Source organism: Phenylobacterium sp. (assembly GCF_965284355.1).
GTDB lineage: Bacteria > Pseudomonadota > Alphaproteobacteria > Caulobacterales > Caulobacteraceae > Phenylobacterium.
The window spans coordinates 1,736,700-1,759,701 of the sequence record NZ_OZ260078.1 but is presented as its reverse complement, the minus strand read 5'-3'; the positions used below and the strand labels follow the sequence as shown (position 1 = coordinate 1,759,701).

Here is a 23,002-nt window from a genome sequence, read left to right as displayed (position 1 = left end):
GCGCTGGAAGCGCGACGGACTCCCGCGCCATCCGCGTACAACTCTCCGGGTGGGCTAGACTCTGACGTCCGAGGACACATGAACCGCATCCTTCTCGCCGCCGCGTTCGCTGCGATCGCCACCTTTGCGCAGGCCCAGCCAGGCTCGGGCCGGGAGCCGCCGAACCCCGACACCGACCACGACGGCAAGGTCACCCTGGCCGAGTTCAAGGCCTCGCAAGGCGAGCGCCAGAGCCGGATGTTCGCCCGCATGGACGCCAACGGCGACGGCAAGATCACCCAGGCCGAGATGGACGCCGCTTCGAAGCGCGCCGAGGCTGCCGGCCGTGGCGGTCCCGGGGGGCCGGGCGGCGGCATGCTGATGCGCCTGGACGCCAACAAGGACGGCGCGGTCACCAAGGCCGAGATGGGCGCCATGACCCAGCGCCGGTTCGACATGGCCGACACCAACAAGGATGGCTGGCTCTCCAAGGGCGAGCTGCTCATGATGCGGCAGCGGATGCGTGGACCGGGCGGCGCGTAGATTCAGCCCGAGCGGCGAGGTCAGGGTTGGGCGATCCCGACGACGAACTGCTGTCGCGGGTGGCCGGGGGCGACCCCGCCGCCTCGCGCGCCCTGATCGCCCGCAAGCTGCCGCGGTTGCTGTCGCTGGCGGGCCGGATGCTGGGCGACGGGGCCGAGGCCGAGGACGTCGCCCAGGAGGCGTTCCTGCGGATATGGAAGCAGGCGCCGAAATGGCGTCCGGGGGCGGCGCGGTTCGACACCTGGCTGCATCGGGTGACCCTGAACCTCTGCTACGACCGGCTGCGCCGCCGGCGGGAGACCAGCTACGCCGAGCCGCCCGAGCAGGCCGACGAGGGCCCGGCGCCCGATCGCGGCCTCCAGGCGTCGGACACGGGGCGGCGGGTGTCGCGGGCGATGCAGGCGCTGCCCGACCGGCAGCGCGAGGCGATCGTGCTCTGCCACTATCAGGACCTGGGCAATATCGAGGCCGCCGCCATCATGGGAGTCAGCGTCGAGGCGCTGGAGAGCCTGCTGGGCCGGGGGCGGCGTGCGCTTCGGGCGGCGCTTATCGATCTGAAGGACGCATGAGGACGGCATGACTCCGAAGCGCTTCGAGACCCTCGCGGAGGCCTTTGGCGGCGATGTCGCCCGCTGGCCGGAAGCCGACCGCGAGGCCGCCGCCGACGTGATGGCGGCAGAGCCAGCGTGGGCGGAAATCATCCTGTCCCGCGCCGGCGAGCTTGATGCGGCTCTGGCGACGTATTCGTCGCCACAGGCGCCGGCGGGCCTGACGGATCGGATCGCGGCCGCGGCGCCGCTGGTCCCGACTCCGCAGCCTCGACCCCGTTGGATGGGCTGGCTCCTGCCGATCGGGATGGGCGCCGGCCTGGCCGCAGCCTGTGCGGCCGGAGTGGTGATGGGCGCTGTGCTGAGCCTGTCGTCGAGCGACGCCGCCGGTCCTCCCGGACTCGACCCGGTCGTGGCCACGGCCGACGACGACTTCAGCTTTGACCTCGACGAGGATATCGGATGAGCCGGCCCTTGCTGCTGGGCGCGCTGTTCGCCTCGCTCGCGCTGAACGTCTTCATCGGCGGCGCGTTCGTCGGCGCGCACCTCGCGAAGAACAAGGCGCCGACATCCCCGGTCGCCGCGCGCCTGGACGAGCGGCCGCGCAATCCCTTGATGATGGCGCTCCGCACGCTGCCGCCCGAGGCTCGCAAGGCCTGGCGCGAGGGCGCCCGCGACTTCGCCGTGACCCAGGGGCCGCGCACGCGACAGGCGCGAGGGCTGGCCCGCGAGGCCATGCGCGGGTTCGGCGCCGAGCCCTTCGATCAGGCGGCGACGCTGGCGGCCCTCGAAGCGGCCCGCAAGGCCGAATACGAGAACCGCCTGGCCATGGATCGGAGGATCGTGGCGTTCGCGGCGACGCTGCCGCAGGAACAGCGCGCGGCGTTCGGCGATGCTCTGGCCCAACCCGTGATGCGGCCGGAGCGTCAGAGAGACTAAGCCGCCGCCGCGGCGCCGCTGGACGCCGTCGGCTGCGACTGGCGCAGCGGCAGGGCGAAGCTGGCCAGGGTGCCCTGGCCGGGGGCGCTCTTCAGGTCGAGCAGGCCGCCGTGCATCTCGACCAGCGACTTGGTCAGCGCGAGGCCCAGGCCCGAGCCCTGGGTGGTCTTGGAGTGCTGGTTCTCGACCTGCTCGAAGGGGCGGGCGAGGCGCTCCAGATCGCTCGGCGAGATGCCGATGCCGGTGTCCTGCACGCCCACGCGGACCCGCTGGCCCAGGGGGTCGTCGCGCAGCTCGGCCCGCACGGTGATCTTGCCGCCGCGCGGCGTGAACTTGATGGCGTTGGACAGGAGGTTCAGCAGCACCTGCTTCACGGCCCGGTGGTCGGCCTCGACGTCGGGCAGGTCGACGAAGTCGAGGACCAGCGACAGGCCCGAGGCCTCGGCGCGGTTGCGCACCAGCCGGATCGCGTCCTCGGCGATCTCCTCCAGGCACACCGGCTCGAAGCGGAGCGTCAGCTTGCCGGCCTCGATCTTGGCCATGTCGAGGATGTCGTTGATCAGCGCCAGCAGGTGCTGGCCCGAGTTCAGGATATCGCGGGCGTAGTCCTTGTAGCGGGCGTCGCCGACCGGGCCGTACATCTCGGCGGCCATGATCTCGGAGAACCCGTTGATGGCGTTCAGCGGCGTGCGCAGCTCGTGGCTCATGTTGGCCAGGAAGTCGCTCTTGGCCTGGCTGGCCGCCTCGGCGCGGATCTTCTCGGCTTCGTACTTGCGGGCCAGCTCCGAGAGCTGCTCCTGGCTCTGCTCCAGGTTGATCACCGCGCGGCGGAGCTCCTCCTCCTTGATCCGGCGGGCCTCCTCCTGGGTCTTCAGCACGGTGATGTCGGCGGCGGTGACCACCAGGCCGCCTTCGGCCGTGGGGCGTTCCGAGATCTGCACCCAGCGGCCGTCCGACAGCTCGGCCTCGCGCACGCCGCGGCGGCCGCCCGGCGCCGGGTACTCCTGGCGGATCGAGAGGCGCGCGGCGCGCTCCACCTGCTCGCGGCCGACGCCGGCTTTCAGGATCTCGGGATCGAGCTGGAAGTAGCTTCGGAAGTTCTTGTTGCACATCACCAGCCGGCCATTGCGGTCCCACAGGACGAAGGCCTCGGAGGTGCTCTCGATGGCGTCGCGCAGGCGGCTTTCGGCGGATTGCGCGCGGGCCTGGGCGAGCCGTTCCTCGGTGACGTCGAGAGCGACGCCGATGATCCGGGCGAAGCCGCCCTCGGGCGCCTCGCCGAAGCCGCGGCCGCGGAAGTCGATCCAGACGGGCCGGGCGCCGGCCAGCGGGGGCACGCGGAAGCTGACGTCGAAGTCGCCGTAGATGGCGGCGGTGGAGAGCGCCTCGCGCATGTCGTCGCGGTGGCCCGGCGCCACGCGTTCCAGCACCTGCTGGCCATCCACGAGGCCCGAGCGCCAGCCGAACAGCGAGGCGGTGACCTCGGACATGAAGATCTGGTCGGCCGCCAGGTCCCACTCCCAGATGCCGCAGCGCGCGGCCTCCACGGCCATGCGGAAGCGCTGTTCGGAATCGCTGCGGGCGGCCTGGGCGCGCTCGACGCGCTGCATCTCGACATAGAGCAGGGCGCCCAGCGACACGGCGGCGGCGACGGGGATCAGCAGCCAGGCGATCAGCTCGAACGGGCCGGGCTGCGCGGTGAAGATCCGGACGGCGGCCACGCCGGCGAAGACGGCCAGCAGGGCCACGACCGAGATCAGGGCCGAGCGGGAATAGCGCCGGGACAGGGGCGTACGAGGACGCGCCCGCCGTTCGGGCGTCACGCCTGCCACCGTATGCCCCCCGCGTCCGGCCAAAGCCGCCGCTCCTGAACTGCCCCCAACCGACCGGCTCCGAAACCGGGGCGGAAGCTTATGCTGATCCGTGGCCCACCGTCAGTGTGGGCGAATGCCACATCAGTTGAGCGCGCGAGTGGCCAATTCGTAAACGTTCTTCGAGAGTCCTTCGATCGCGACGATCCGCTCAAGCTCAGCCTTCATCAACCTACCCAATTCGGGTTTCAGCCGCTTCCAGCCGCCCAGCGGGTCGACGAGGCGCGCCGCGGTCATCGGGTTGAAGCGGTCGACCGCGATGATCTGGTCGGCCAGGAACCGGTAGCCGGCCCCGCTGGGATCGTGGAACCGCGCCGGGTTGAAGTTGGCGAACGACGAGACCAGCGCGCGCAGGCGGTTGGGGTTGCGGGAGTCGAAGGCCGGGTGGGCGGTCAGGCCCAGGATGCGGCCGATGGCCAGCTCGCTGGGGTCGCGGCCCTGCAGGGCGAACCACTTGTCGATGACCAGCGGCTCGTCCTGGAACTTCTCGAAGAAGTGGGCCAGCGCCTCCTCGAAGGCCGGGCCGCCGATGTTCATCAGGGCGTTCAGGCCGCCGATGGCGTCGGTCATGTTCAGCGCCGCGTGATAGTGGCCCGAGGCGATATCGGCCACCTCCTGACGGCCCGTGGCCGACAGCAGGTCGAGGGCGGCGTTGCGCAGCGCCCGGCGCCCCGCGCCGGCGGCGTCGGGCGAGAACTCGCCCAGGTCCTGCAGGCCGGTGTGCAGCCGGCGCAGCTCGTCGTGCAGGTGCAGCGCGATCCGGCGGCGCAGGGCCTCGCGGGCGTCGTGGATCGCGGCGGGATCGACCGGGCTGCGCAGCAGGGCCAGGTCGGTCTCGGCCGGCAGGCTCAGCAGCAACGCTTTGAACGCCTCGTCCGAGGCCTGGTCGTTGAGCGCGCGGCCGACGGCCTCGGCATAGCGCTCCTCGCCCACCTCGTTGGGCTTGCCGGCCGCGCGGCTGAGGATCAGGTCGGCGGCCAGGTCCTGGCCCGCCTCCCAGCGGTTGAAGAGGTCGGGGTCCGAGGCCAGCTGGACATAGCGCTCCTTGGGCTCGGCGTCGGTGGTCATCACCACGGGGGCCGAGAAGCCGCGCAGGGCCGAGATGACCGGCATGGCGTCGACGCCGGTCAGGGTGACCTTCATCTCGGGCTGGTCCAGCACGATCACCGTCTCGTCCACCGCCTGGCCGTCGCGTTCGAAGGCCAGCGTGCGGCCCTCCAGGTCCAGGAGGCCCACGGTGACCGGGATCGGCACGGGCCGCTTGGTCTCCTGGCCGTTGGTGGGCGGATTGGTCTGGGTGAGGGTCAGCTCCAGCGTCCTGGTCGTCTCGTCATAGCGGCCGCCCACGGTGATCCGCGGGGTGCCCGCCTGTTCGTACCAGACGAAGAAGTCCGACAGGTCCTGGCCGGACGTCTCGGCGAAGCATTCGATGAAGGCCTCGACCGTGGTGGCGTGGCCGTCCCAGCGGTCGAAGTAGAGGTCCATGCCTTTCCGGAACGCGTCGGGCCCCACCAGGGTCTTCAGCATCCCGATGACCTCGGACCCCTTCTCGTAGATCGTCGCCGTGTAGAAGTTGTCGATCTTCATGTAGCTGTTCGGCCGCACCGGGTGGGCCAGCGGGCCCTGGTCCTCGGCGAACTGGCGCATGCGCAGCGCCTTCACGGCCTTGATCCGGCCCACGGCATGCCCGCGCATGTCGGCGCAGAACCCCTGCTCCCGGAAGACCGTCAGGCCCTCCTTCAGGCACAGCTGGAACCAGTCGCGGCAGGTGATGCGGTTGCCGGTCCAGTTGTGAAAGTACTCGTGCGCCACGACCGCCTCGATGCGCTCGTAGTCCAGGTCGGTGGCGGTGGCCGGGTCGGCCAGCAGGAGCGAGGAATTGAAGACGTTCAGCCCCTTGTTCTCCATCGCCCCGAAATTGAAGTCGCGGACCGCGACGATCATGAAGAGATCGAGATCGTATTCCCGACCATAGGCCTGCTCGTCCCAGAGCATCGAGCGCTTCAGCGCGTCCATGGCGTAGGTCGCGCGGCCGGCCATGCCCGGGTCGACGAAGATCCGCAGGTCGACCGTGCGGCCGCTCATGGTGGTGAGCTTGTCCTCCAGCACGTCCAGCTCGCCGGCCACCAGCGCGAAGAGGTAGCAGGGCTTGAGGAACGGGTCGTTCCAGACGGCGAAGTGCCGCCCGCCCGGCAGCTCGCCCCGCTCGATCAGGTTGCCGTTGGCCAGCAGGTGGCGGAACTTGCGGTCGGCCTCGATGCGGACGGTGAACTTCGACAGCACGTCGGGCCGGTCGGGCCAGAAGGTGATCTTGCGGAAGCCCTCGGCCTCGCACTGGGTGCAGAAGCGGCCGCCCGACATGTAGAGGCCTTCGAGGGCCTTGTTGTTCTCGGGGTCGATCTCGACCTCGGTCTCCAGGGTGAAGGCGGCCGGCAGGTTCGGGATGGTCAGGAATTCGGCGTCGATCGTGTGCTCGCCCGCGGCCAGAACGCGGCCGTCGACCGCCACCGACACCGGTTTCAGCCGCTCGCCGTTGAACACCAGCGGCTCGGCGTGCTCGCCGTTGCGCCGCACGCTGAGGCGGGCCTGCACCCGGGTGGTGTTGGGCTCGAGCCGGAAGGTGAGATGGACCTCGTCGACCAGGTACGCGGGCGGACGATATTCGGCGAGCTTGATGGGCTGGGGCGTTTCGGTGCGCATGCCTGACATCTAGGCGGGCGAGTGGGGCGGCGCCAAGGCGGGCCGCGCCGCGCGCGCCGCAGGCGCTGTCAGTCGAACCACGAAATACACGAAATACACGAAAGGGCATGGGGCGACCCCCGGGCGGCGGGAGCCGGTTCGCTTTCGTGTATTTCGTGTATTTCGTGGTTTGAATTGAGGGCGCTGCGCGCCGTCAGCCGGTGTCGGCGAGGGGCGGGGACGTCGCGGCGTCCGTCCGCGCGGGTTCGTCGTCGGCGTCGGGGTAGACGGGGGCCGGGAGGCGCCGCCAGGCCTTCGCCAGGTCCTCGGGCAGCCCCATCGTGCGGCAGGCGCGCAGCACCTGGGCGTCGAGGTCGGCGGTGAGGAAGTCGGGCTCTTCGATCCACTCGTCGAGTTCCATGTCGAAGTGGTCGAGGCGGTCCTCGCGCTCGGCCGCGTCGGGGAGGGCGGCCGCCGCCATCCGCTCGACCGCCGCCTGCAGCGCCGAGGTGCGCGACTCGACCTTGGCCTCGCGGATCGCCTCGTCGCGCCGGTTCACGATCTTCGCCATCGCCCCCTGGGCGCCGCGGTCGCGCTCATACCGCATCTGCAGCATCAGGCACTGCCGCGCCGAGCGCGACACCCGCTGATACGACCGCGACAGCGCCGCCGTCTCCTCGGGCGTCTCCGCCGCCATCAGCTGCGCATGCACCTTCTCAGCCGCCGCGAAATCCATCTCGGCCAGCCGCTCCAGCCGCGCGGCGATGCGATCGTTGAGGGACGGGGCCTCGGACATGGGAGGCAGGGGAACATGGGGGTGCGTCAGATTCGGACGTAGGGGGTGGGGGGAGACGGGACGTCATTCGCAGCAGATGTCGGAAGGTCCGCTGCCCAGGCGCCCATGGCGAGCAAGCTCCTCGCGACGCGGCAGCGCTGCTCCACTATATCATCCGGTATAGCTGGCCGCCTCCGGTCTCGGCCAAGACGACCAGCGCGAAACCCACATTGTAGCCCTGCAGGGCCAGCGCGCTGACCTGGATGTCGATGCGGCCGGTCATGGGATCCAGCCGCACGACCTGGAGGTTGTTGGCGCGATCAGGCGTCGGGCCGTTCGGGTACATGCTCTTGACCGCTCGGTCGTTGCCGGTTCGCACCGCGCCGTTGCGCGGCTGGACCATGAGGTTCAGGGCGACGCCGGCCGGGCCGGGAACCGGATCGGTAAAGCACAGCGCGATGTCGATCGGCTGTGAGCCCCCCGTCGCGTTGAACCAGAACCGGGCACGGTCGCCGTCCTTGCGGAAAGGCGTGGGGAAGCTGCCGTTGGCGACGACGCCGGCGACCTGCCCGGACTTGGTTAGGTCGACGTACAGGAGCGAACGGCCCAAGCCGTCGAGCGCCAGGGATCGGGCCACGTTGATCCGGCCGAAGCCTTGGTCGACGTTCGCGCACGGCGTCGCCGGTGGCGAGGACGGCGGCGAGCCCGCGGCGCTCGGTTGACTCAGCCAGTCGGCTCCGGCGGCCAGAGTGGCCTTTAGCAGGGCCGACGTCGGGGCGAGGTGACCGAGTTGGACGTAGCGCTGGCGAATGAGGGCGGCGCAGCCGGCCGCAACCGGCGCGGCCATGCTGGTGCCGCCGCTGTATAGGTAGTCTGCAGAGTGCACACCCCAGAGCGTGTCGGGGCCGTTGGCGCGCGCCGCCACGATGTTGGTGCCCGGCGCCACGAGGTCGGGCTTGATGCGATCCGTGCCGTGGCCCCAGCCGCGGCCGCTGAATGCAGCGATCGCGTCGCCGATCCCGGACAACGGCTCGAGCGCGGTGGGCATACTGACGAAGGTCTGGGGATCGAACGCCGCCCAGTCGGCGGCCGCGTGGCCACCGCCGGTGCGACTGCTGCAGCATGCGCCCACGGTCAGCACGTTCTTGGCCACGCCCGGCGAGGCCACGCTCTGCAGGTCGATCCAGCCGTTGCCGCGCCAGACGGCCGTTTCAGATCGGCCGGCGTTGCCCGCGGCCACGACGACCAGCATGTCGGGATGGTCGACGGCGAAGGCGTCCAACTCGTTGGCGCGCACGCTGTAGAGCGAGCGGCCGTTATCCTCGGCGAAGCTCAGGTTGTGGATCCGAACGCCAGCAGCGTAGCTGTTGCGCAGGCTGAGCCCCAGGTCTAGGGGCAGCAGCAGCACACCGTTCGGCTGGACGGTCAGCGCCTCGGCGACGAGCTGGGCCGCAGGCGCAATGCCACGGAAGTTGCCCTGTGATTGCGCGCCGTCGCCCACCATGATGCCGGCGACGTGGGTGCCGTGGGCGCTGGGCTGGGCACCGCCTGGCGCTGCCGAGACGCGCGCGCCGAAGTCGGCGTGGGTAGTGTCGACGGCGCCATCGGTCATCCCCAGCACCTGGCCCGCGCCGTCCAAGGCCGGCAGGCCCGCTGTCACGCCGGCGGCCGGCAGGCCGACGAGCGAAGGGACGAGGTCGAGGCAGAACCGGGCTTCGGGTACAACAGCGACATCGAACACGCCGTCAAGCTGGTTGGCCTCGTCCACTAGGGGAGAGTCATCCGCGACGCGAATACGCACCTTGCGCTCGCCGGCCCCGACCCGCTCCAGCGCGCCGCCCTTCGCAGCGACCCAGGCCTCGATCTCGGTGACCCGGTCCGGCGAATGGGCGACAATGTCGAACTCGCGAACCTGGCCTGTCTCTGGCGCCACCGCCGCCGCCGCGTCAGAACTGAGGGGTTGTGCCGGGGCAAAGGCCGGGCTGACGTTGAACGGCGCGATGTCCACCCGCGGATCGCCAGCCAGCACGGCGCTGGCGGCGGCGGAAAGATCGGCGACGAACAGGCCGCCTGGCAGCGCTCGGGTCAGACGTCCGCCAGCGCCCAGGATGTCGCCAATGCTCGCCGCGCCCTCGCGCATTGACACGGTGAAGGCTGACATCGGCCGCTCGGTCGGCGTGGAAGGAATGGCGCCGCCAGGCATGTGTGGCGGCTGACCTGCGGACCAGCGGTAGCGGGCGGTCGAGCGATAGATTCCAGGATCGGCGAGCGAGATGTCCGCGGGCGGATCCGGAAGTTCTTCGACGACGAAATTCTCGCCGCGCAGCCGCGCGATCAGTTCCTCGTCGCCCTCGCCTTGCACGATCGGCCCGCCGTCATACTGGGGACGCACGCCCAGCAGATCGGCGGCCCGCCCACCGTCAGTTTCCCTCATCACATGAATCAGGACGCGCCTGCGATCGGCCATGGTAGCGACCTCCTCGCGGCCCCGCAGCTAGAGTTCTATTTCTTCCTGCGGGACAATGATGGCCACGTCCCCGTCGGAGCCGCCCTCGTTGGCCACATGCTGGCCCGCTGCGGCCACACGTACGTCGCTGGCCTTCACCAGCTTCATTGTCTGGTAGATGCCGCTGTCGTCGTAGATGAGCCGCACGACCTGCACGCCGAATGTCAGCGCGGTGTCGGTCGACGTGTAGGTGACGACCGAGTTGGTGGTGTCGCCAGAGCTGACGGCTACCTTGCCGCCGACAAGCTGCTGCAGGACCGGGATTTCCAGGCCCAGGCTGGCTCCGCCCTCACCCGAGGCCTTCACCGAGATCTGGCGCGCATCCACCCCGGCGACGATGCAGTAGACCTGATCGTCAATAAGGTTCTCCTTCATGTAGTTTCCGACCCCGGGTGCCAGGGTTGCGGCGGAGAGATAGGCGTCGAGGTCGGCGATGTTCACCTTTGTCTCCATGACGTCGCCGAATTCGAAGTCCACCTTCTTCGCCCGGTTGTAGGCCGCCTTGATGCCCAGCGTGGAACCGCTGAGCGCACCGATCACCGTGCCCAGGATGTCGACGCCGATGCTCACTTTCAGGTCGCTGGTGGTCGAGCCGCTGAGGTTGGCGGTGCGATTGCGCGTAGATTCCGGCAGCGGCGCCATGCCAGGCCGGAACGTGGTCGCCAGGGGGCCAAGCGGCGTTAGGCGGTCGCCGCGCTTGCCGAGCAGCGTGAGCGGCGGCACGCCGGCCTTTGGCAGGGCGAGCGTCCCGTAGCCATAGGGCTTCAGATAGTCACGCGCTGCGTTGCACTTCAGAATCGCCACGATAACCCCCGAGAATGAGTCGAAACGGAAGACTAAGACCAATGTTCGGCAGACAACAACCCATAGTTTCGCGTCGGGGTGATAAACGTTTTGCGACGCCCCGCCACCCAGCAGCCGATGCTAACGATCCGCTTTCCGGCCGTGTGCCAACGTCCTCATCTGCCGCAAAACCGCCGCTCTGAGCGATTCAATCCATCGACGGAGTTTGGGGTGCGGCGGCGCTTCGCCTCGGCCCTCCGCTTACTCTGCGGGCATTCGTTGCTGCGATCAGTCCCCCGGACTGATCGCTCGGGCTGGCGCCCGACCGTGCCTCACCTCAAGGACGGCCGGAGGCCGCCGCGGGGCGGCGACGCCCGGCGGGCGTCGTCCTTGACATCGCCGGACCCCAAGGCTCGCATCAACCGTGGATTTCAGGGCGGGATTTATCCCCGGTGGGGATGCCAGCCCCAGCGGGGAGCGGGCCCAGCGCCTGCGGAATTCGGTGACAGGGCGCCCGCCGCCCTGTCCGGGCGGTTGCCGCGCTCTGTCGACCGCTCGCCCCCTCCTCCACCCGCTCTGCGGCCTCGGCCGGTGGTCCCCTCCCGCCGCTTGGCGGGGGAGGTAAGGTGGCGCTGCCAGGCTGAGCAATTCGGCGGGAACGGATCGCCGCCGTGAGCACTCCATAGCTTCCCCATGCATGGAGTTCACATGAGCGAAGAGACCTACGGTATCAGCGAAATCGTCGGGACCTCGAAGACCTCGGTCGACGACGCCATCCGCAAAGGCATCGCCAAGGCCGCCGAGAACCGCCGCCATATCCGCTGGTTCGAGGTGACCCAGATGCGGGGTCACGTGGAAGATCAGCAGGTGGCCCACTTTCAGGTGACGCTGAAGCTCGGCTACACGCTCGAGGACTGACGCTGGCCGGGGCTGGGCGGCGCGGTTGCGGCGCTCTGCCGGCCGCTCGCCCCCTCCACCACCCGCTCTACGGCCTGCGGCCTCGGCGAGTGGTCCCCCTCCCGCCGCTTCGCGGGGGAGGTGAGCGCGGAGTCCCGGCCTTTCTCCCCCACTTGCCTGACGCCGGGTCCGCTCCCGTTTGCTGGCCGCGTCAGGCAGCGGGGAGAGACGTGACCATGGGCGACGGCGGTTCGGACCCGGTGCTCGACTTCGATCCCGACGCGCTGCGCGAGCGGTATCGGCAGGAGCGCGACAAGCGGCTGCGGGCGGACGGGGAGGCGCAGTACATCGAGCTGGCGGGCGACTTCGCGCGCTATGCCGAGGAGGACCCCTACGCGGATCCCAGCTTCACGCGGGCGCCGCTCGCCGACGAGGTCGAGGTGGCGATCATCGGGGGTGGGTTCTCGGGGCTGCTGGCGGCGGCGCGGCTGCGCGAGGCGGGGGTCGACGACTTCCGGATCATCGAGGCCGGCGGCGACTTCGGCGGCACCTGGTACTGGAACCGCTATCCGGGCGCCCAGTGCGACATCGAGAGCTACTGCTACCTGCCCCTGCTGGAGGAGCTGGGTTACATCCCGAAGGAGAAGTACTCGTACGTCGGCGAGATCTTCGAGCACTCCCAGCGGATCGGCCGGGCCTATGGCCTCTATGACGTCGCCTGCTTCCAGACGCGGGTGAACCAGCTCTCGTGGGACGAGGGCCTGAAGCGCTGGCGCATCCGGACCAACCGCGGCGACGACATGAAGGCCCGGTTCGTGATCATGGCGCTGGGCACCGCCAGCCGCGCCAAGCTGCCGGGCATCCCCGGGATCGAGAGGTTCGAGGGGCACAGCTTCCACACCAGCCGCTGGGACTATGGCTATACCGGCGGCGACACGACGGGCGGGCTGACGGGCCTCAGCGACAAGCGGGTGGCGGTGATCGGCACCGGGGCCACGGCGATCCAGTGCGTGCCGTTCGTGGGCAAGTACGCCCAGCATCTCTACGTCTTCCAGCGTACGCCGAGCTCGGTGGACCTGCGGGGCAACAAGCCCACCGACCCGGCCTGGGCGCAGAGCCTGCAGCCGGGCTGGCAGCGGGCGCGGCGGCACAACTTCGCCGACATCGTCGAGGGGCGGCCGTTCAAGGAGGACCTGGTCAACGACAGCTGGACCGACATCTTCCGCAACCTGGCCTCGGGCATCGCCGCGGCCATGGCGCGCGGCGAGAAGCTGACGCCGCAGGAGGCCGCGAAGAAGGCCGAGCTGGCCGACTTCGCCAAGATGAACAAGATCCGCGCGCGAGTGGACGAGGTGGTGAAGAACCCGGCCGCGGCCGAGGCGCTGAAGCCCTGGTACCGCCAGTTCTGCAAGCGGCCCACCTTCAACGACGAGTTCCTGCCCACCTTCAACCGGCCCAACGTGACGCTGGTGGACGTGAGCGAGACCAAGGGCGTGGAGCGGATCACCAAGACCGGCGTGGTCGCCAACGGGGTGGAGTATCCCGTCGACTGCATCATCTACGCGTCGGGGTTCGAGATCTCGACGGCGTTCCGGCGGCGGATCGGGTTCGACATCAACGGCCGGGGCGGGCTGTCGCTGTACGACTACTACAAGGACGGCTTCCGCACCCTGCACGGCCATTCCAGCCGGGGTTTCCCGAACTGGTTCTACATCGGGGTCGGGCAGAACGGGCTGAGCGTGAACATGACCGCCATGTTCGACGATCAGGCCCGGCACATCGCCTACATCATCAAGGAGGCGAAGGCGCGCGGGGCGGTGACGGTGGAGCCGACGGCCGAGGCGGAAGAGGCCTGGGTGGAGGTGATCCGCTCGGTGGCGATCGCCAACCGCGATTTCCAGAACGCCTGCACGCCCGGCTACTACAACAACGAGGGCGGCGAGCGCTCGGGCGGCCTGAACGGCCAGACCTACACGCCGGGCATCAACAAGTTCAACGCGCTGCTGGCCGAGTGGCGGGAGAAGGGCGACCTCGCGGGGCTGGAGCTGCGGACGGTGTGACGGCGGGGCGCCAACTCCCGCTTTCCTTCCGCGACGTCCGCGCGCCAGAGTGCGTCCAGAGGAAACGCCACGCCGGGGACAACCGGCAGGATGGGGCCAGATGAATTTCGACTACACCGACGACCAGAAGTTCCTGAAGAACGAGGCACGGAAGTTCCTCGAGGGGAACTGTTCGACCGCGCAGGTGCGCAAGGTGCTGAACGACGACGGCAAGGCTTACGACGAGGCGCTCTGGAAGGGCGTGGCGGCGCAGGGCTGGCTGGGCGCGGCGATCCCCGAGGAGCACGGCGGCCTGGGGCTGGGGCACATCGAGCTGTGCGCCATCGCCGAGGAGCTGGGCCGCGCCGTGGCGCCGATTCCGTTCGCGTCCACGGTCTACTTCCTGGCCGAGGCGGTGATGCTGGCCGGGTCCGACGCGCAGAAGGCGGCGCTGCTGCCGAAGATCGCGGCCGGCGAAGTGATCGGCTGCGTCGCGACGTCGGAGGGGCCCGGCGTGCTGGCGCCGTCGGCGCTGCAGGCCAGCGTGTCGGGCGGCAAGCTCAGCGGGACCAAGCTGCCGGTGACCGACGGCGACATCGCCACCCACGCGCTGGTGCTGGCCAAGGAGAACGGCCAGCCGGGGCTGTTCCTGGTGGACCTCTCGGCGGGCGTGACGCGCGAGGCGCTGAAGACGCTGGATCCGACCCGCGACGCGGCCAAGCTGACGTTCAACGGCGCGGCGGCCGAGCGGCTGGGCGCGGCGGGCGAGGGCTTCGCGCTGCTGGAGCAGGTCACCGACCGGGCGGCGATCCTGCTGGCCTTCGAACAGACCGGCGGGGCCGACAAGGCGCTGGAGATGGCCAAGGCCTATGCGCTGGAGCGCTACGCCTTCGGCCGCGTGATCGCCAGCTACCAGGCGATCAAGCACAAGCTGGCCGACATCTATGTGAAGAACGAGCTGGCCCGCTCGAATGCCTACTACGGCGCCTGGGCGCTCAACACGAACGCGCCCGAGCTGCCGCTGGCGGCCAGCGCGGCGCGGATCGCGGCCAGCGAGGCCTTCTGGTTCGCGGCCAAGGAAAACATCCAGACCCACGGCGGCATCGGCTTCACCTGGGAGGTGGACGCCCACCTCTACTACCGCCGCTCGCGCCAGCTCAGCCTCGTGGCCGGGGCGCCGCGCGTCTGGAAGGAACGACTGGTCTCTCACCTCGAACGCAGGAACGCCGCCTAACGCAGCGGATGAACATGGGTCCCGGCTCGGCCTACGCGCCTGCGGCGCTTCCCCGCTTTCGCGAGGACTGGCCGGGATGACGGAGGATACGGAATGGACTTCAACGACTCTCCCGACGAAGCGGCCTATCGTGCGCAGGTGCGTGCGTGGCTGGAGGCCAACGCGCCGAAGGCGGCGGTGGGCGGCGACGACCTGGAAGGCGGGACCCAGGACACCATGGCCGCCTCCAAGGCCTGGCAGGCCAAGAAGGCCGCGGCCGGCTACGCCCAGATCACCTGGCCCAAGGAATGGGGCGGCCCCGGCGGGACGCCGATCCAGCAGGTGATCTTCAACACCGAGGAAGCCAAGTATCCGGTGCCGCCGAACCCGTTCGCGATCGGGCTGGGCATGTGCGTGCCGACGGTGATGGCCTTCGCCGACGAGGCCACCAAGAAGCGGTTCGTGGGCCCGGCCCTGAAGGGCGAGGAGATCTGGTGCCAGCTGTTCTCCGAGCCCTCGGGCGGCTCGGACGTGGCGGCGGCGCGGACCCGCGCCGTGAAGGCGTCCGACGGCTCGGGCGACTGGATCATTGACGGCCAGAAGGTGTGGACGACGGGGGCCCAGTTCTCGAGCTTCGGCATCGTCATCTGCCGGACCGACCCCGACCAACCCAAGCACAAGGGCATGACGATGTTCTGGGTCGACATGAGCGATCCGGGCATCGAGGTGCGGCCGATCCACCAGATGTCGGGCGGTAGCGGTTTCAACGAGGTGTTCTTCACCGGCGTGCGCGTGCCGGACAGCCAGCGGCTGGGGGGTGTGGGCGACGGCTGGAAGGTCAGCCTCGTGACGCTGATGAACGAGCGGCTGGCGGTGGGCGGGTCGTCCGGCGCGGGCTGGAAGGAGTTCATGGACGCGGCGCGCAACATCACCGGCCTCGACGGCGGCCCGGCGCTGAAGGATCAGGCCCTGCGCGAGAAGATCGCCGACTGGTACGTCCAGGCCGAGGGGCTGAAGCACACCCGCAACCGCACCATGACCGCGCTCAGCCGCGGCCAGACGCCGGGGCCGGAAAGCTCGATCGGCAAGGTGGTGGCGGCGACCCAGATGCAGGACCTGGCCAACAGCGCGGTCGAGATGCTGGACCAGTACGGGATCATCAACGACCCGGCCCTGGCCCCGCTGGGCGGCGGCTTCCACGCCTCGCTGATGAGCGCGCCCGGCCTGCGCATCGCCGGCGGCACGGACGAGATCCTGAAGAACATCATCGCCGAGCGCGTGCTGGGTCTTCCGGGCGACATCCGCGTCGACAAGGACGTGGCGTTCAAGGACCTGCCGACGGGCCGGTGAAGGCGATCGACCTTTCACCCGCGTCCGGAATGGTGCGCACCCTCCTCCCCCTACGGGTGAGGAGAGCCCGAGCGCTAGCGGTCCAGCCCGTGCGAGAACACGCTCACCATGTGGTCGGCGATGGCGTCGAAGTCGGTCGAGCGGCACTGGCCGCTCGACAGCTCGTCGATGCGGCCGGTCCGCGCCCAGGACAACGTGATGGCGCCCGAGAGCATGTGGTAGAACCAGTAGAGGTCGGGGTCGGTCGCGCCCGGGCTGGCGCGGCGCAGCAGGTCCACGAACAGCTGCACCACCTCGTCGAACGGCGTGGTCTCAAGCCCCAGGACGCCGCCGGCGGGCGTCGAGTTCATCTGGGCGATGACGGTCAGGTAGTTGAGGTAGCCCTCGTCGCCCTTGCGGGCGAGCTCGAAGGTGGACTCCACATAGGCCCGCACGACCCCGGCTACGGTCAGGGCGTCGCCGGCCTCACGGGCATAGGCCTCCAGCGCCTCACGGCGGGCGGCGTTCACGTAACCGGCGCGGCGGCCGATCACCGCCACGTAGAGGCCGGCCTTCGAGGTGAAATAGTAGTGCAGCAGGCTGGGATCGACGTCGGCGGCCTGGCCGATGTCCTTGGTGCTGACGCCGTTGAAGCCGTTGCGGGCGAACAGCGACTCGGCCGCGTCGAGGAGCCGCTCCTGCGATTCCCCCCGGCGTTCCTCGTTCGTCCGCCGTCCGCGTTTGCGCAATCGACTCTCCCCTGCGCCAACCTAGCCCAAGCCATCGGCCTCGCGCACCTTTTGCCGGCGATGGGCGCATGCGAGGAGATGGCGGCATGAACGCGATTGTGAGCCGTCGGGCGCTTCTGACCGCCGCCGCCGCCTTTGCCGCCGCCTCGCCGGCGCGAGCCTCGGCGATGGACGACCTGCTGGCCTATGTGCAGGCGCAGCGGACCACCGGTTTCCTGGTGATCCGCGATGGACGGACGGTGGTGGAGAAGAACTGGCCGCTGCCCGCCGAGGCCGGCGAGTTCCGGACCAGCTATTCCTACGAGACCACGCCCGAGGGGGCGCTGCTGGAGGACGTGGCCTCTCAGCAGAAGAGCTTCGTGGCCGTGCTGTGCGCGATCGGCGAGGACAAGGGCCTGTTGGACGTCGCAAAGCCGGTCTCGGACTACCTGGGCGTCGGCTGGTCGAAGGCCTCGGCCGAGCAGGAGCAGGCGATCCGGGTGATCCACCTCCTGACCATGAGCTCGGGACTCGACACGGCGTTCGGCTACGCGGGGCCGGCGGGCTCGACCTTCCTCTACAACACCCCCGTCTATGCGGCGCTGAAGCGCGTGCTGGCGGCGGCGGCCAAGACGCCGCTCGAGACCCTGACCGCCGAGTGGCTGACGAAACCCGCCGGGATGGCGCACACGGCCTGGCGCCAACGGCCCGGCGCGTTCGCCGGCGTGGGCAATCCCACCGGCCTCGTCACCAGCCCGCGCGACACCGCCCGCATGGGCCAGCTGGTGCTGGACGGCGGCCGGGGCGTCGACGGCCGGCGCGTCGTGTCCGAGGCGGGCGTGAGGGCGATGTTCGCCCGCTCGGCGGCCAATCCGGCCTATGGCCGGCTGTGGTGGCTGAACGGCGGCGCCTGGGCGATCCGGGCGCAGGCGGCCCGCCGCGACGGCCCGCTGATCCCGGCGGCCCCGGCCGACACAGTGGCCGCGCTGGGCGCGATGGACCGCAAGCTCTACGTGGTTCCGAGCCGCCGGCTGGTTGTGGTGCGGATGGGCCAGGCCGCCCCCGACCGCGACTTCGACCAGCAGCTCTGGCTGCGGCTGGCGCCGGCGTTGGGATGAGATTTCGCAGAAGCCTCCGGCTGCCGGAGACTTTGGAGCTGGGACAAGGGAGAGGCGCATGAAGGATCTGGCAGGCAAGGTCGCGTTCGTTACCGGGGCGGCGTCGGGCATCGGCCTGGGCATCGCCACGGCGCTGGCGCAGGCCGGCGTGAAGGTGATGCTGTGCGACATTGAGAAGGGCGCCCTGGACGCGGCGGTCGCCAAGCTGAAGGCGACCAACGCCGACGTCGATGGCGTGCTGGCCGACGTCTCGCTGAAGGACCAGCTGCAGGCGGCGGCGGACGCCACGATCGCCAAGTACGGCAAGGTCCACATCCTGGTGAACAACGCCGGAGTCGGCGGGGGCGGCGGCTACGCCAACTGGCCCGACGCGATGACGTCGTGGGTGGTGGGCGTGAACCTGCTGTCGGTGATCGACGGCATGGCCATCTTCGGCCCGCTGATCGAGAGCCACGGCGAGGGCGGACACATCGTCTCCACCGCCTCGATCGCGGGCCTGATCTCGGGCAGCGGCAGCCTGTACAACGTGACCAAGTACGGGGTCGTGGCGCTGTCGGAAGGCGTGCGCCAGGAGCTGGCGCCGCGCGGCATCGGCGTCTCGGTGCTCTGCCCCGGCTTCATCAACACCCAGATCGCGGACTCGGCCCGGGTGGTGCCCGAGCGGTTCGCCGAGGCGATCGGGCCGGTCCCCAGCGAAGGCCTGCTGGCCGACATGATCGCCAACGTGCGCGCGCGCCTGGCGGCCGGCATCGACCCGCTCTACGTGGGCGAACTGGTCCGCGAGGGCATCGAGAACGACTGGCCCTACATCTTCACCGACACCGAGTTCGAACCGTTCATCGAGGCGCGGTTCGCCAACATCAAGGCGGGCTTCGACCGGATCCGGGACCGGACGCCGGCGCGCTGACCGTTCCGCGCGCGCCTTCGGCGCTGGCCATCAGTTCGCCGACGCTGACGGGCCGCAGCCCCTTCGCCTTAAGCCCGTCGAGGATCAGGGGCAGGGCGTCGCGCGCGGTCTGGTTGCCGCGGAACATGGCGTGCAGCAGCAGGATCGAGCCGGGCCGGGCCGCGGCCACCACCTCGCGGGCGTATTGCGCCGGCTCGGTCGTGGTCGGCTCCTCGATGTCCATCATCACCATGGTGAGGCCGGCGCGTCGGGTCGCCTGGGGCAGGCCCCACAGCTTCTTGCCGTAGGGCGGGCGGAACAGTCCCGAGCCGCCGCCGCCCGCGCGCGCCAGCGCCGCCTCGGTGCGGGCGATCTCGCTGTCGTACCAGTCCGCCGGGCGCAGCATCATCCGCTGGTGGGTGTAGCTGTGATTGCCCAGCTCATGGCCCGCGGCCCGGATGCGCCGGGCGAGGTCCGGGCGCCGCTCGACGGCCGCGCCGACGAGGAAGAAGGTCGCCGTCGCGCCATGCCGCTCCAGCACCGGCAGCACCGCGTCCACGCCGAGTGGCGTCGGTCCGTCGTCGAAGGTCAGCGCCACCAGCGGGGCCTGGGTCTCGAAGCGGCAGACGATATCGCCGCCCAGCGCGAAGCACCGGGCGCGGCTGACCTGCCAAAGGCCGACGACGGTTGCGGCGGCCACGACCGCGAGGGTGACAACGCTGATCAGGACCAGGCGCTTCAAGAGACCTCTTCACCCGTAGGGGCAGGGGGACCATGCGCAGCATGGTGGAGGGGGACAAGGTGCGACCGGATCCAAAGGTGAGGTCGGGCCGACGCGGAGCCGCCCTCTCCCCCGTCTCTCCCTCGGCGCTGCCGCGCCCGGGAGAGGAGCTTTCAGGCGGTCAGGGCCAGCGGCGTCCGGCCGGCGATGAGCGTGCCGTAGAGGCGGGTCAGGGCCTCGAAGGTGGCGTCCCAGCCGTGGCGGGTCTCGGCGCGGCGGCGCGCGGCGGCGCCGATGGCGGCCACGTCGCGGGCGAACAGGGCCTCGATGGCCTCGGCCAGGCCGCCGGGTTCGACGTTCTGGGCCGGCTGGCCCACCTGGGCGTCGATGAGTTCGCCGACGCCGCCGTGCCGCGAGCCGATCACGGGCAGGCCGGCGGCCATGGCCTCCAGCACGAACAGGCCGAAGATCTCGTTCTCATTGGCGTGCAGGGCCGCGTCGCAGGAGGCGAGCAGGGCGGCCAGCTTCACCGGATCGCGCTCGAAGTCGAGGCTGACCACCCGGGGCGACCACGACACGTCCTTGCCGGCGCCGACCAGCAGCAGCCTGTAGGGCGCGCCCAGGCGCTCCACCGCGGCCACCATCGAGTCGATGTTCTTCTCCCGCGCCGGGCGGCCGGCGAAGACCAGCAGGCGCGTATCGGAGGGCAGGTTCAGCCGCTTCAGCAGCCGCGCCCGGTCGCCGCGCGCGGGATGAAACAGGTCAGTGTCGACACCCAGCTGCTGGATCGACATGCGGTGGACGCCGGCGTCGGCCAGGCGCGCGGCCATGTGGCGGCTGGGCGCCACGACGTGGTCGAAGCGCTGGTAGGCCTGGGCCCAGAAGCTGAACGTCGGCGCCTCGGCCCATTCGCCGAAGTGCAGGGCCGCCAGCGCCGCAGCGTCGGTGTGGCAGAAGCCGACCACCGGCACGCCCAGGGTCTGGCCGGCGTCGAGCGCCGCGTGGCCGGGCACGAAGACGTCGCCGGCCTCGATCACGTCGGGCTCCAGCAGGCGCAGCACCGTCTCCCACTTCGTGCGATTGGCGGGCATGCGATAGCCGTTGCCGAACGGCAGCCGGGTGGCCGCGACGGTGACGTGGCCGTCGGCCTCGGCGCGGGTGCGGGCGCCGGGGGTGACCAGGGTGTGACGAACGTCCGGGCGGCGCTTGGCCAGCCAGGCGCGCTTGGCCGTGAGGTAGCGTTTCACGCCGCCCGACTGGGGCGCGTACATCATCGTGGTGTCGATCAGGTGGAAACCGCCGCCCTGCGGGCCCGTCACGGCTTGCGCCGCGCCCGGAGCGAGGCGGATCAGGTTGGCGTATCTGGGGGCGGTGGCGTCGAACACGCGGCCCGTTCTCCGTTCGCTGCTGGTCATCGGGGCGCCGGCTGCGGCCCGGGCGCTCGGGGTGTCAGAGAGCATTCGCCGTGACGGACGTGTGTACGGGGACCTGGCCAAACGTCGCGCTCATCGTCTGCAACCGAACCGTCATAGCGGCGCCACACGACAGTTCTGCATCCACAGCGGCGCTTTCAAGGCCCCGGCGCAACGCGCCCGCAATCAAGGTCATCTGGGCGCCCTCCAACGCGAACCGGCTGTGCCGATAACCCGCCGCGGGCGGGGAAGTTGCCTTTCCCACGGGCCGTCTTCCTCTCCCACTGCGTGGGAAAGGAAGGCTTATCTGGGATCGTAGGCGCGGGCGATTTCGGGGCGGGCGCCGAGGTCGGGCAGGAACTCGGGTTCGCGGCGGGCCTTCGACGCCTGTTCGTAGGCGTAGCCCGCGGCCAGCAGCTTGGGCTCGGACCAGGCCACGCCAATGAACGAGATGCCGATCGGCAGGCCGGTCGCATAGCCTGCGGGCACCGTCAGGTGGGGATAGCCCGACACCGCCGGCAGCGATGAGGGCGAGCCGAAGAAGCGGCTGCCGTTCACCGGATCGACGATGGAGGGCGGTCCGTTCGACGGCGCGACGACGGCCACGAGATTGTTCTTCACCAGCATGTTGTCCAGCGCCTCGCGGGCCATCCGACGGGCGGTGGCGCGCTTTTCCACATAGGCGGGATCGGTGATCGGCGGCTTGGCCTGGGCGGCCTCGAAGATCTCCTGGCCGAACAGCGGCGTCTCGCGCGGCTCCGCGGCGTTGAAGGCGATCAGGTCCGCCAGGGTGCGCGATTTCACGGCGGCGGGCGTGGTGGCGAGGTAGGTGTTGAGGTCGGCCTTGAACTCGGTGCGCAGGGTGTCGCCTTCCAGTTCGCCGATCTTGCCCAGGGTGGCGTCGTCGGGGCCGGTGAGCGGGACCAGGATCGCGCCTTGCGCCTCCAGCACCTTGAGCGCCTGGTCGAACACCGCGTCGGTGTGGACCGAGCGGCCGCGGAAGCCGTGCCAGACGCCGATGCGGGCGCCCTTCAGGGCGTTGCGGTCCAGGGCCTTGAGGTAGTCGGCCTTCTTCGCATCGGCCTCCTTGGTGGCCGGGTCGGCGGGGTCGGAGCCGGCGATGGCCGCGAGCAGGGCGGCGGCGTCGGCGACCGTGCGGGTCATGGGACCGGCGGTGTCCTGTTCGGCCGAGATCGGCACGACGTGGGTGCGCGAGACCAGGCCCACGGTCGGCTTCAGGCCCACGATGCCGTTCATGGCGGCGGGGCAGGTGACCGAGCCGTCGGTCTCGGTGCCGATGGCGACGGCGCTTAAGGCCGCGGCTATGGCGGCGCCCGAGCCCGAGGACGAGCCGCAGGCCGTGCGGTCCAGCGAGTAGGGGTTGCGCACCAGCCCGCCCACCGCGCTCCAGCCGCTGATCGAGCGGGTGGAGCGGAAGTTGGCCCACTCCGACAGGTTGGTCTTGCCCAGGATGATCGCCCCGGCGTCGGTGAGCCGCTTGACCAGGGGCGCGTCGCGGCCCGTGACATTGGCGCTGAGCGCCAGCGACCCGGCGGTGGTCGGCAGGGAGCCGGCCATCTCGATGTTGTCCTTGATCAGCACCGGCACGCCGTGCAGCGGCCCGCGCACCCGGCCCGCCTTGCGCTCGGCGTCGAGGCGGCGCGCGTCGGCCATCGCCTGGGGGTTCAGCGCCAGCACGCTGTTCAGCTTGGGGCCGGCGCGGTCGATCCGCTCGATGCGTTCGAGATAGGCCCGGACGATCTGCTCGGACGTCACCCGCCCGTCGCTCATCGCCGCCTGCTGCTCGCCGGCCGACGCGTAGGGGCTCAGGGGCTGGGCGAGGGCCGGGCTGGCGGCGGCGGCCAGGGCGAGCGCCAGGACGGTAGAGCGGAACATGCGTGATGGCCTCTGAAAGCGACGCCGGACCTTAGCCGGTCGGCTCGGCCGCGCCAGCCTTCCGGCCGCGATGGCGCGTCAGCGCCGATGAAATGTCCACGAACCACACGAACCACACGAACGCGTTGGGCGACCCAGAC

General features: G+C 70.3%; 19 protein-coding genes. 10 read left to right on the top strand and 9 right to left on the bottom strand.

Translation table 11 applies throughout. The features are described from left to right. Nucleotides 1-78 precede the first annotated feature (78 nt). Genes ACQ66R_RS08535 through ACQ66R_RS08520 form a run of 4 tightly spaced genes read left to right on the top strand, consistent with a single transcriptional unit; the run spans nt 79 to nt 2,009 of the window. Nucleotides 79-522, top strand: a complete 444-nt coding sequence (locus ACQ66R_RS08535) for an EF-hand domain-containing protein (RefSeq protein ID WP_430421013.1) — start codon at nt 79-81, stop codon at nt 520-522. A 26-nt stretch (nt 523-548) separates the two neighbouring features. Beyond that, nucleotides 549-1,091 carry an RNA polymerase sigma factor gene (locus ACQ66R_RS08530; RefSeq protein ID WP_430421011.1) on the top strand — a complete coding sequence of 181 codons (543 nt, stop codon included), beginning with the start codon at nt 549-551 and terminating at the stop codon, nt 1,089-1,091. 7 nt (nt 1,092-1,098) lie between these two features. After that, complete coding sequence (locus ACQ66R_RS08525; RefSeq protein ID WP_430421009.1) at nt 1,099-1,536, top strand: hypothetical protein; 438 nt, start codon at nt 1,099-1,101, stop codon at nt 1,534-1,536. Next, nucleotides 1,533-2,009: a periplasmic heavy metal sensor gene (locus ACQ66R_RS08520; protein ID WP_430421007.1), complete on the top strand. Its 477-nt coding sequence runs from the start codon at nt 1,533-1,535 to the stop codon at nt 2,007-2,009. The genes ACQ66R_RS08525 and ACQ66R_RS08520 overlap by 4 nt, the downstream gene beginning before the upstream one ends. Here ACQ66R_RS08520 and ACQ66R_RS08515 read toward each other — a convergent pair. From ACQ66R_RS08515 to ACQ66R_RS08495, 5 genes are all read right to left on the bottom strand, one after another. Beyond that, nucleotides 2,006-3,865: a PAS domain-containing sensor histidine kinase gene (locus ACQ66R_RS08515; RefSeq protein ID WP_430421005.1), complete on the bottom strand. Its 1,860-nt coding sequence runs from the start codon at nt 3,863-3,865 to the stop codon at nt 2,006-2,008. The genes ACQ66R_RS08520 and ACQ66R_RS08515 overlap by 4 nt on opposite strands. Before the next feature lie 99 nt (nt 3,866-3,964). Continuing rightward, nucleotides 3,965-6,580: an aminopeptidase N gene (pepN, locus tag ACQ66R_RS08510; RefSeq protein ID WP_430421003.1), complete on the bottom strand. Its 2,616-nt coding sequence runs from the start codon at nt 6,578-6,580 to the stop codon at nt 3,965-3,967. A gap of 193 nt (nt 6,581-6,773) precedes the next feature. Next, nucleotides 6,774-7,355, bottom strand: a complete 582-nt coding sequence (locus ACQ66R_RS08505) for a hypothetical protein (protein ID WP_430421002.1) — start codon at nt 7,353-7,355, stop codon at nt 6,774-6,776. A 145-nt stretch (nt 7,356-7,500) separates the two neighbouring features. Next, nucleotides 7,501-9,801, bottom strand: coding sequence for a S8 family serine peptidase (locus ACQ66R_RS08500; RefSeq protein WP_430421000.1), 2,301 nt, complete (start codon nt 9,799-9,801; stop codon nt 7,501-7,503). A 27-nt stretch (nt 9,802-9,828) separates the two neighbouring features. After that, nucleotides 9,829-10,644 (bottom strand): hypothetical protein, encoded by an 816-nt coding sequence (locus tag ACQ66R_RS08495; protein WP_430420998.1) that lies wholly within the window; start codon nt 10,642-10,644, stop codon nt 9,829-9,831. Between the two features lie 687 nt (nt 10,645-11,331). Here ACQ66R_RS08495 and ACQ66R_RS08490 point away from each other — a divergent pair. The 4 genes from ACQ66R_RS08490 to ACQ66R_RS08475 all read left to right on the top strand — a co-directional run bounded on the left by ACQ66R_RS08490 (nt 11,332) and on the right by ACQ66R_RS08475 (nt 16,122). Beyond that, the gene (locus tag ACQ66R_RS08490) at nt 11,332-11,541 is read left to right on the top strand and encodes a dodecin (protein WP_430420997.1); all 210 of its coding nucleotides are present in this window, start codon (nt 11,332-11,334) and stop codon (nt 11,539-11,541) included. A gap of 215 nt (nt 11,542-11,756) precedes the next feature. Further along, complete coding sequence (locus tag ACQ66R_RS08485) at nt 11,757-13,580, top strand: flavin-containing monooxygenase (RefSeq protein ID WP_430426241.1); 1,824 nt, start codon at nt 11,757-11,759, stop codon at nt 13,578-13,580. Between the two features lie 100 nt (nt 13,581-13,680). Beyond that, nucleotides 13,681-14,793 (top strand): acyl-CoA dehydrogenase family protein, encoded by a 1,113-nt coding sequence (locus ACQ66R_RS08480; RefSeq protein WP_430420995.1) that lies wholly within the window; start codon nt 13,681-13,683, stop codon nt 14,791-14,793. Between the two features lie 93 nt (nt 14,794-14,886). After that, entirely contained in the window at nt 14,887-16,122 is a 1,236-nt protein-coding gene (locus ACQ66R_RS08475; RefSeq protein ID WP_430420993.1) for an acyl-CoA dehydrogenase family protein, read from the top strand. A 74-nt stretch (nt 16,123-16,196) separates the two neighbouring features. Here ACQ66R_RS08475 and ACQ66R_RS08470 read toward each other — a convergent pair whose 3' ends face one another. Then, nucleotides 16,197-16,850, bottom strand: coding sequence for a TetR/AcrR family transcriptional regulator (locus tag ACQ66R_RS08470; RefSeq protein ID WP_430420992.1), 654 nt, complete (start codon nt 16,848-16,850; stop codon nt 16,197-16,199). 86 nt (nt 16,851-16,936) lie between these two features. On the opposite strand from ACQ66R_RS08470, the gene ACQ66R_RS08465 reads away from it, so the two are divergent. Both ACQ66R_RS08465 and ACQ66R_RS08460 read left to right on the top strand, forming a co-directional pair. Continuing rightward, nucleotides 16,937-17,947, top strand: a complete 1,011-nt coding sequence (locus ACQ66R_RS08465) for a serine hydrolase domain-containing protein (RefSeq protein WP_430420991.1) — start codon at nt 16,937-16,939, stop codon at nt 17,945-17,947. 58 nt (nt 17,948-18,005) lie between these two features. Continuing rightward, entirely contained in the window at nt 18,006-18,854 is an 849-nt protein-coding gene (locus tag ACQ66R_RS08460) for an SDR family NAD(P)-dependent oxidoreductase (RefSeq protein WP_430420989.1), read from the top strand. On the opposite strand, the gene ACQ66R_RS08455 is transcribed toward ACQ66R_RS08460, so the two are convergent. The 3 genes from ACQ66R_RS08455 to ACQ66R_RS08445 all read right to left on the bottom strand — a co-directional run bounded on the left by ACQ66R_RS08455 (nt 18,808) and on the right by ACQ66R_RS08445 (nt 22,862). Further along, on the bottom strand, nt 18,808-19,575 hold the full coding sequence (locus tag ACQ66R_RS08455; RefSeq protein WP_430420987.1) for a polysaccharide deacetylase family protein: 768 nt from the start codon (nt 19,573-19,575) through the stop codon (nt 18,808-18,810). The two genes, ACQ66R_RS08460 and ACQ66R_RS08455, sit on opposite strands and share 47 nt — an antisense overlap. Nucleotides 19,576-19,727: 152 nt before the next feature. Continuing rightward, nucleotides 19,728-20,939, bottom strand: a complete 1,212-nt coding sequence (locus ACQ66R_RS08450; RefSeq protein WP_430420985.1) for a glycosyltransferase — start codon at nt 20,937-20,939, stop codon at nt 19,728-19,730. Nucleotides 20,940-21,269: 330 nt separating this feature from the next. Beyond that, nucleotides 21,270-22,862, bottom strand: a complete 1,593-nt coding sequence (locus tag ACQ66R_RS08445) for an amidase (RefSeq protein ID WP_430420983.1) — start codon at nt 22,860-22,862, stop codon at nt 21,270-21,272. Between the last annotated feature and the right edge of the window lie 140 nt (nt 22,863-23,002).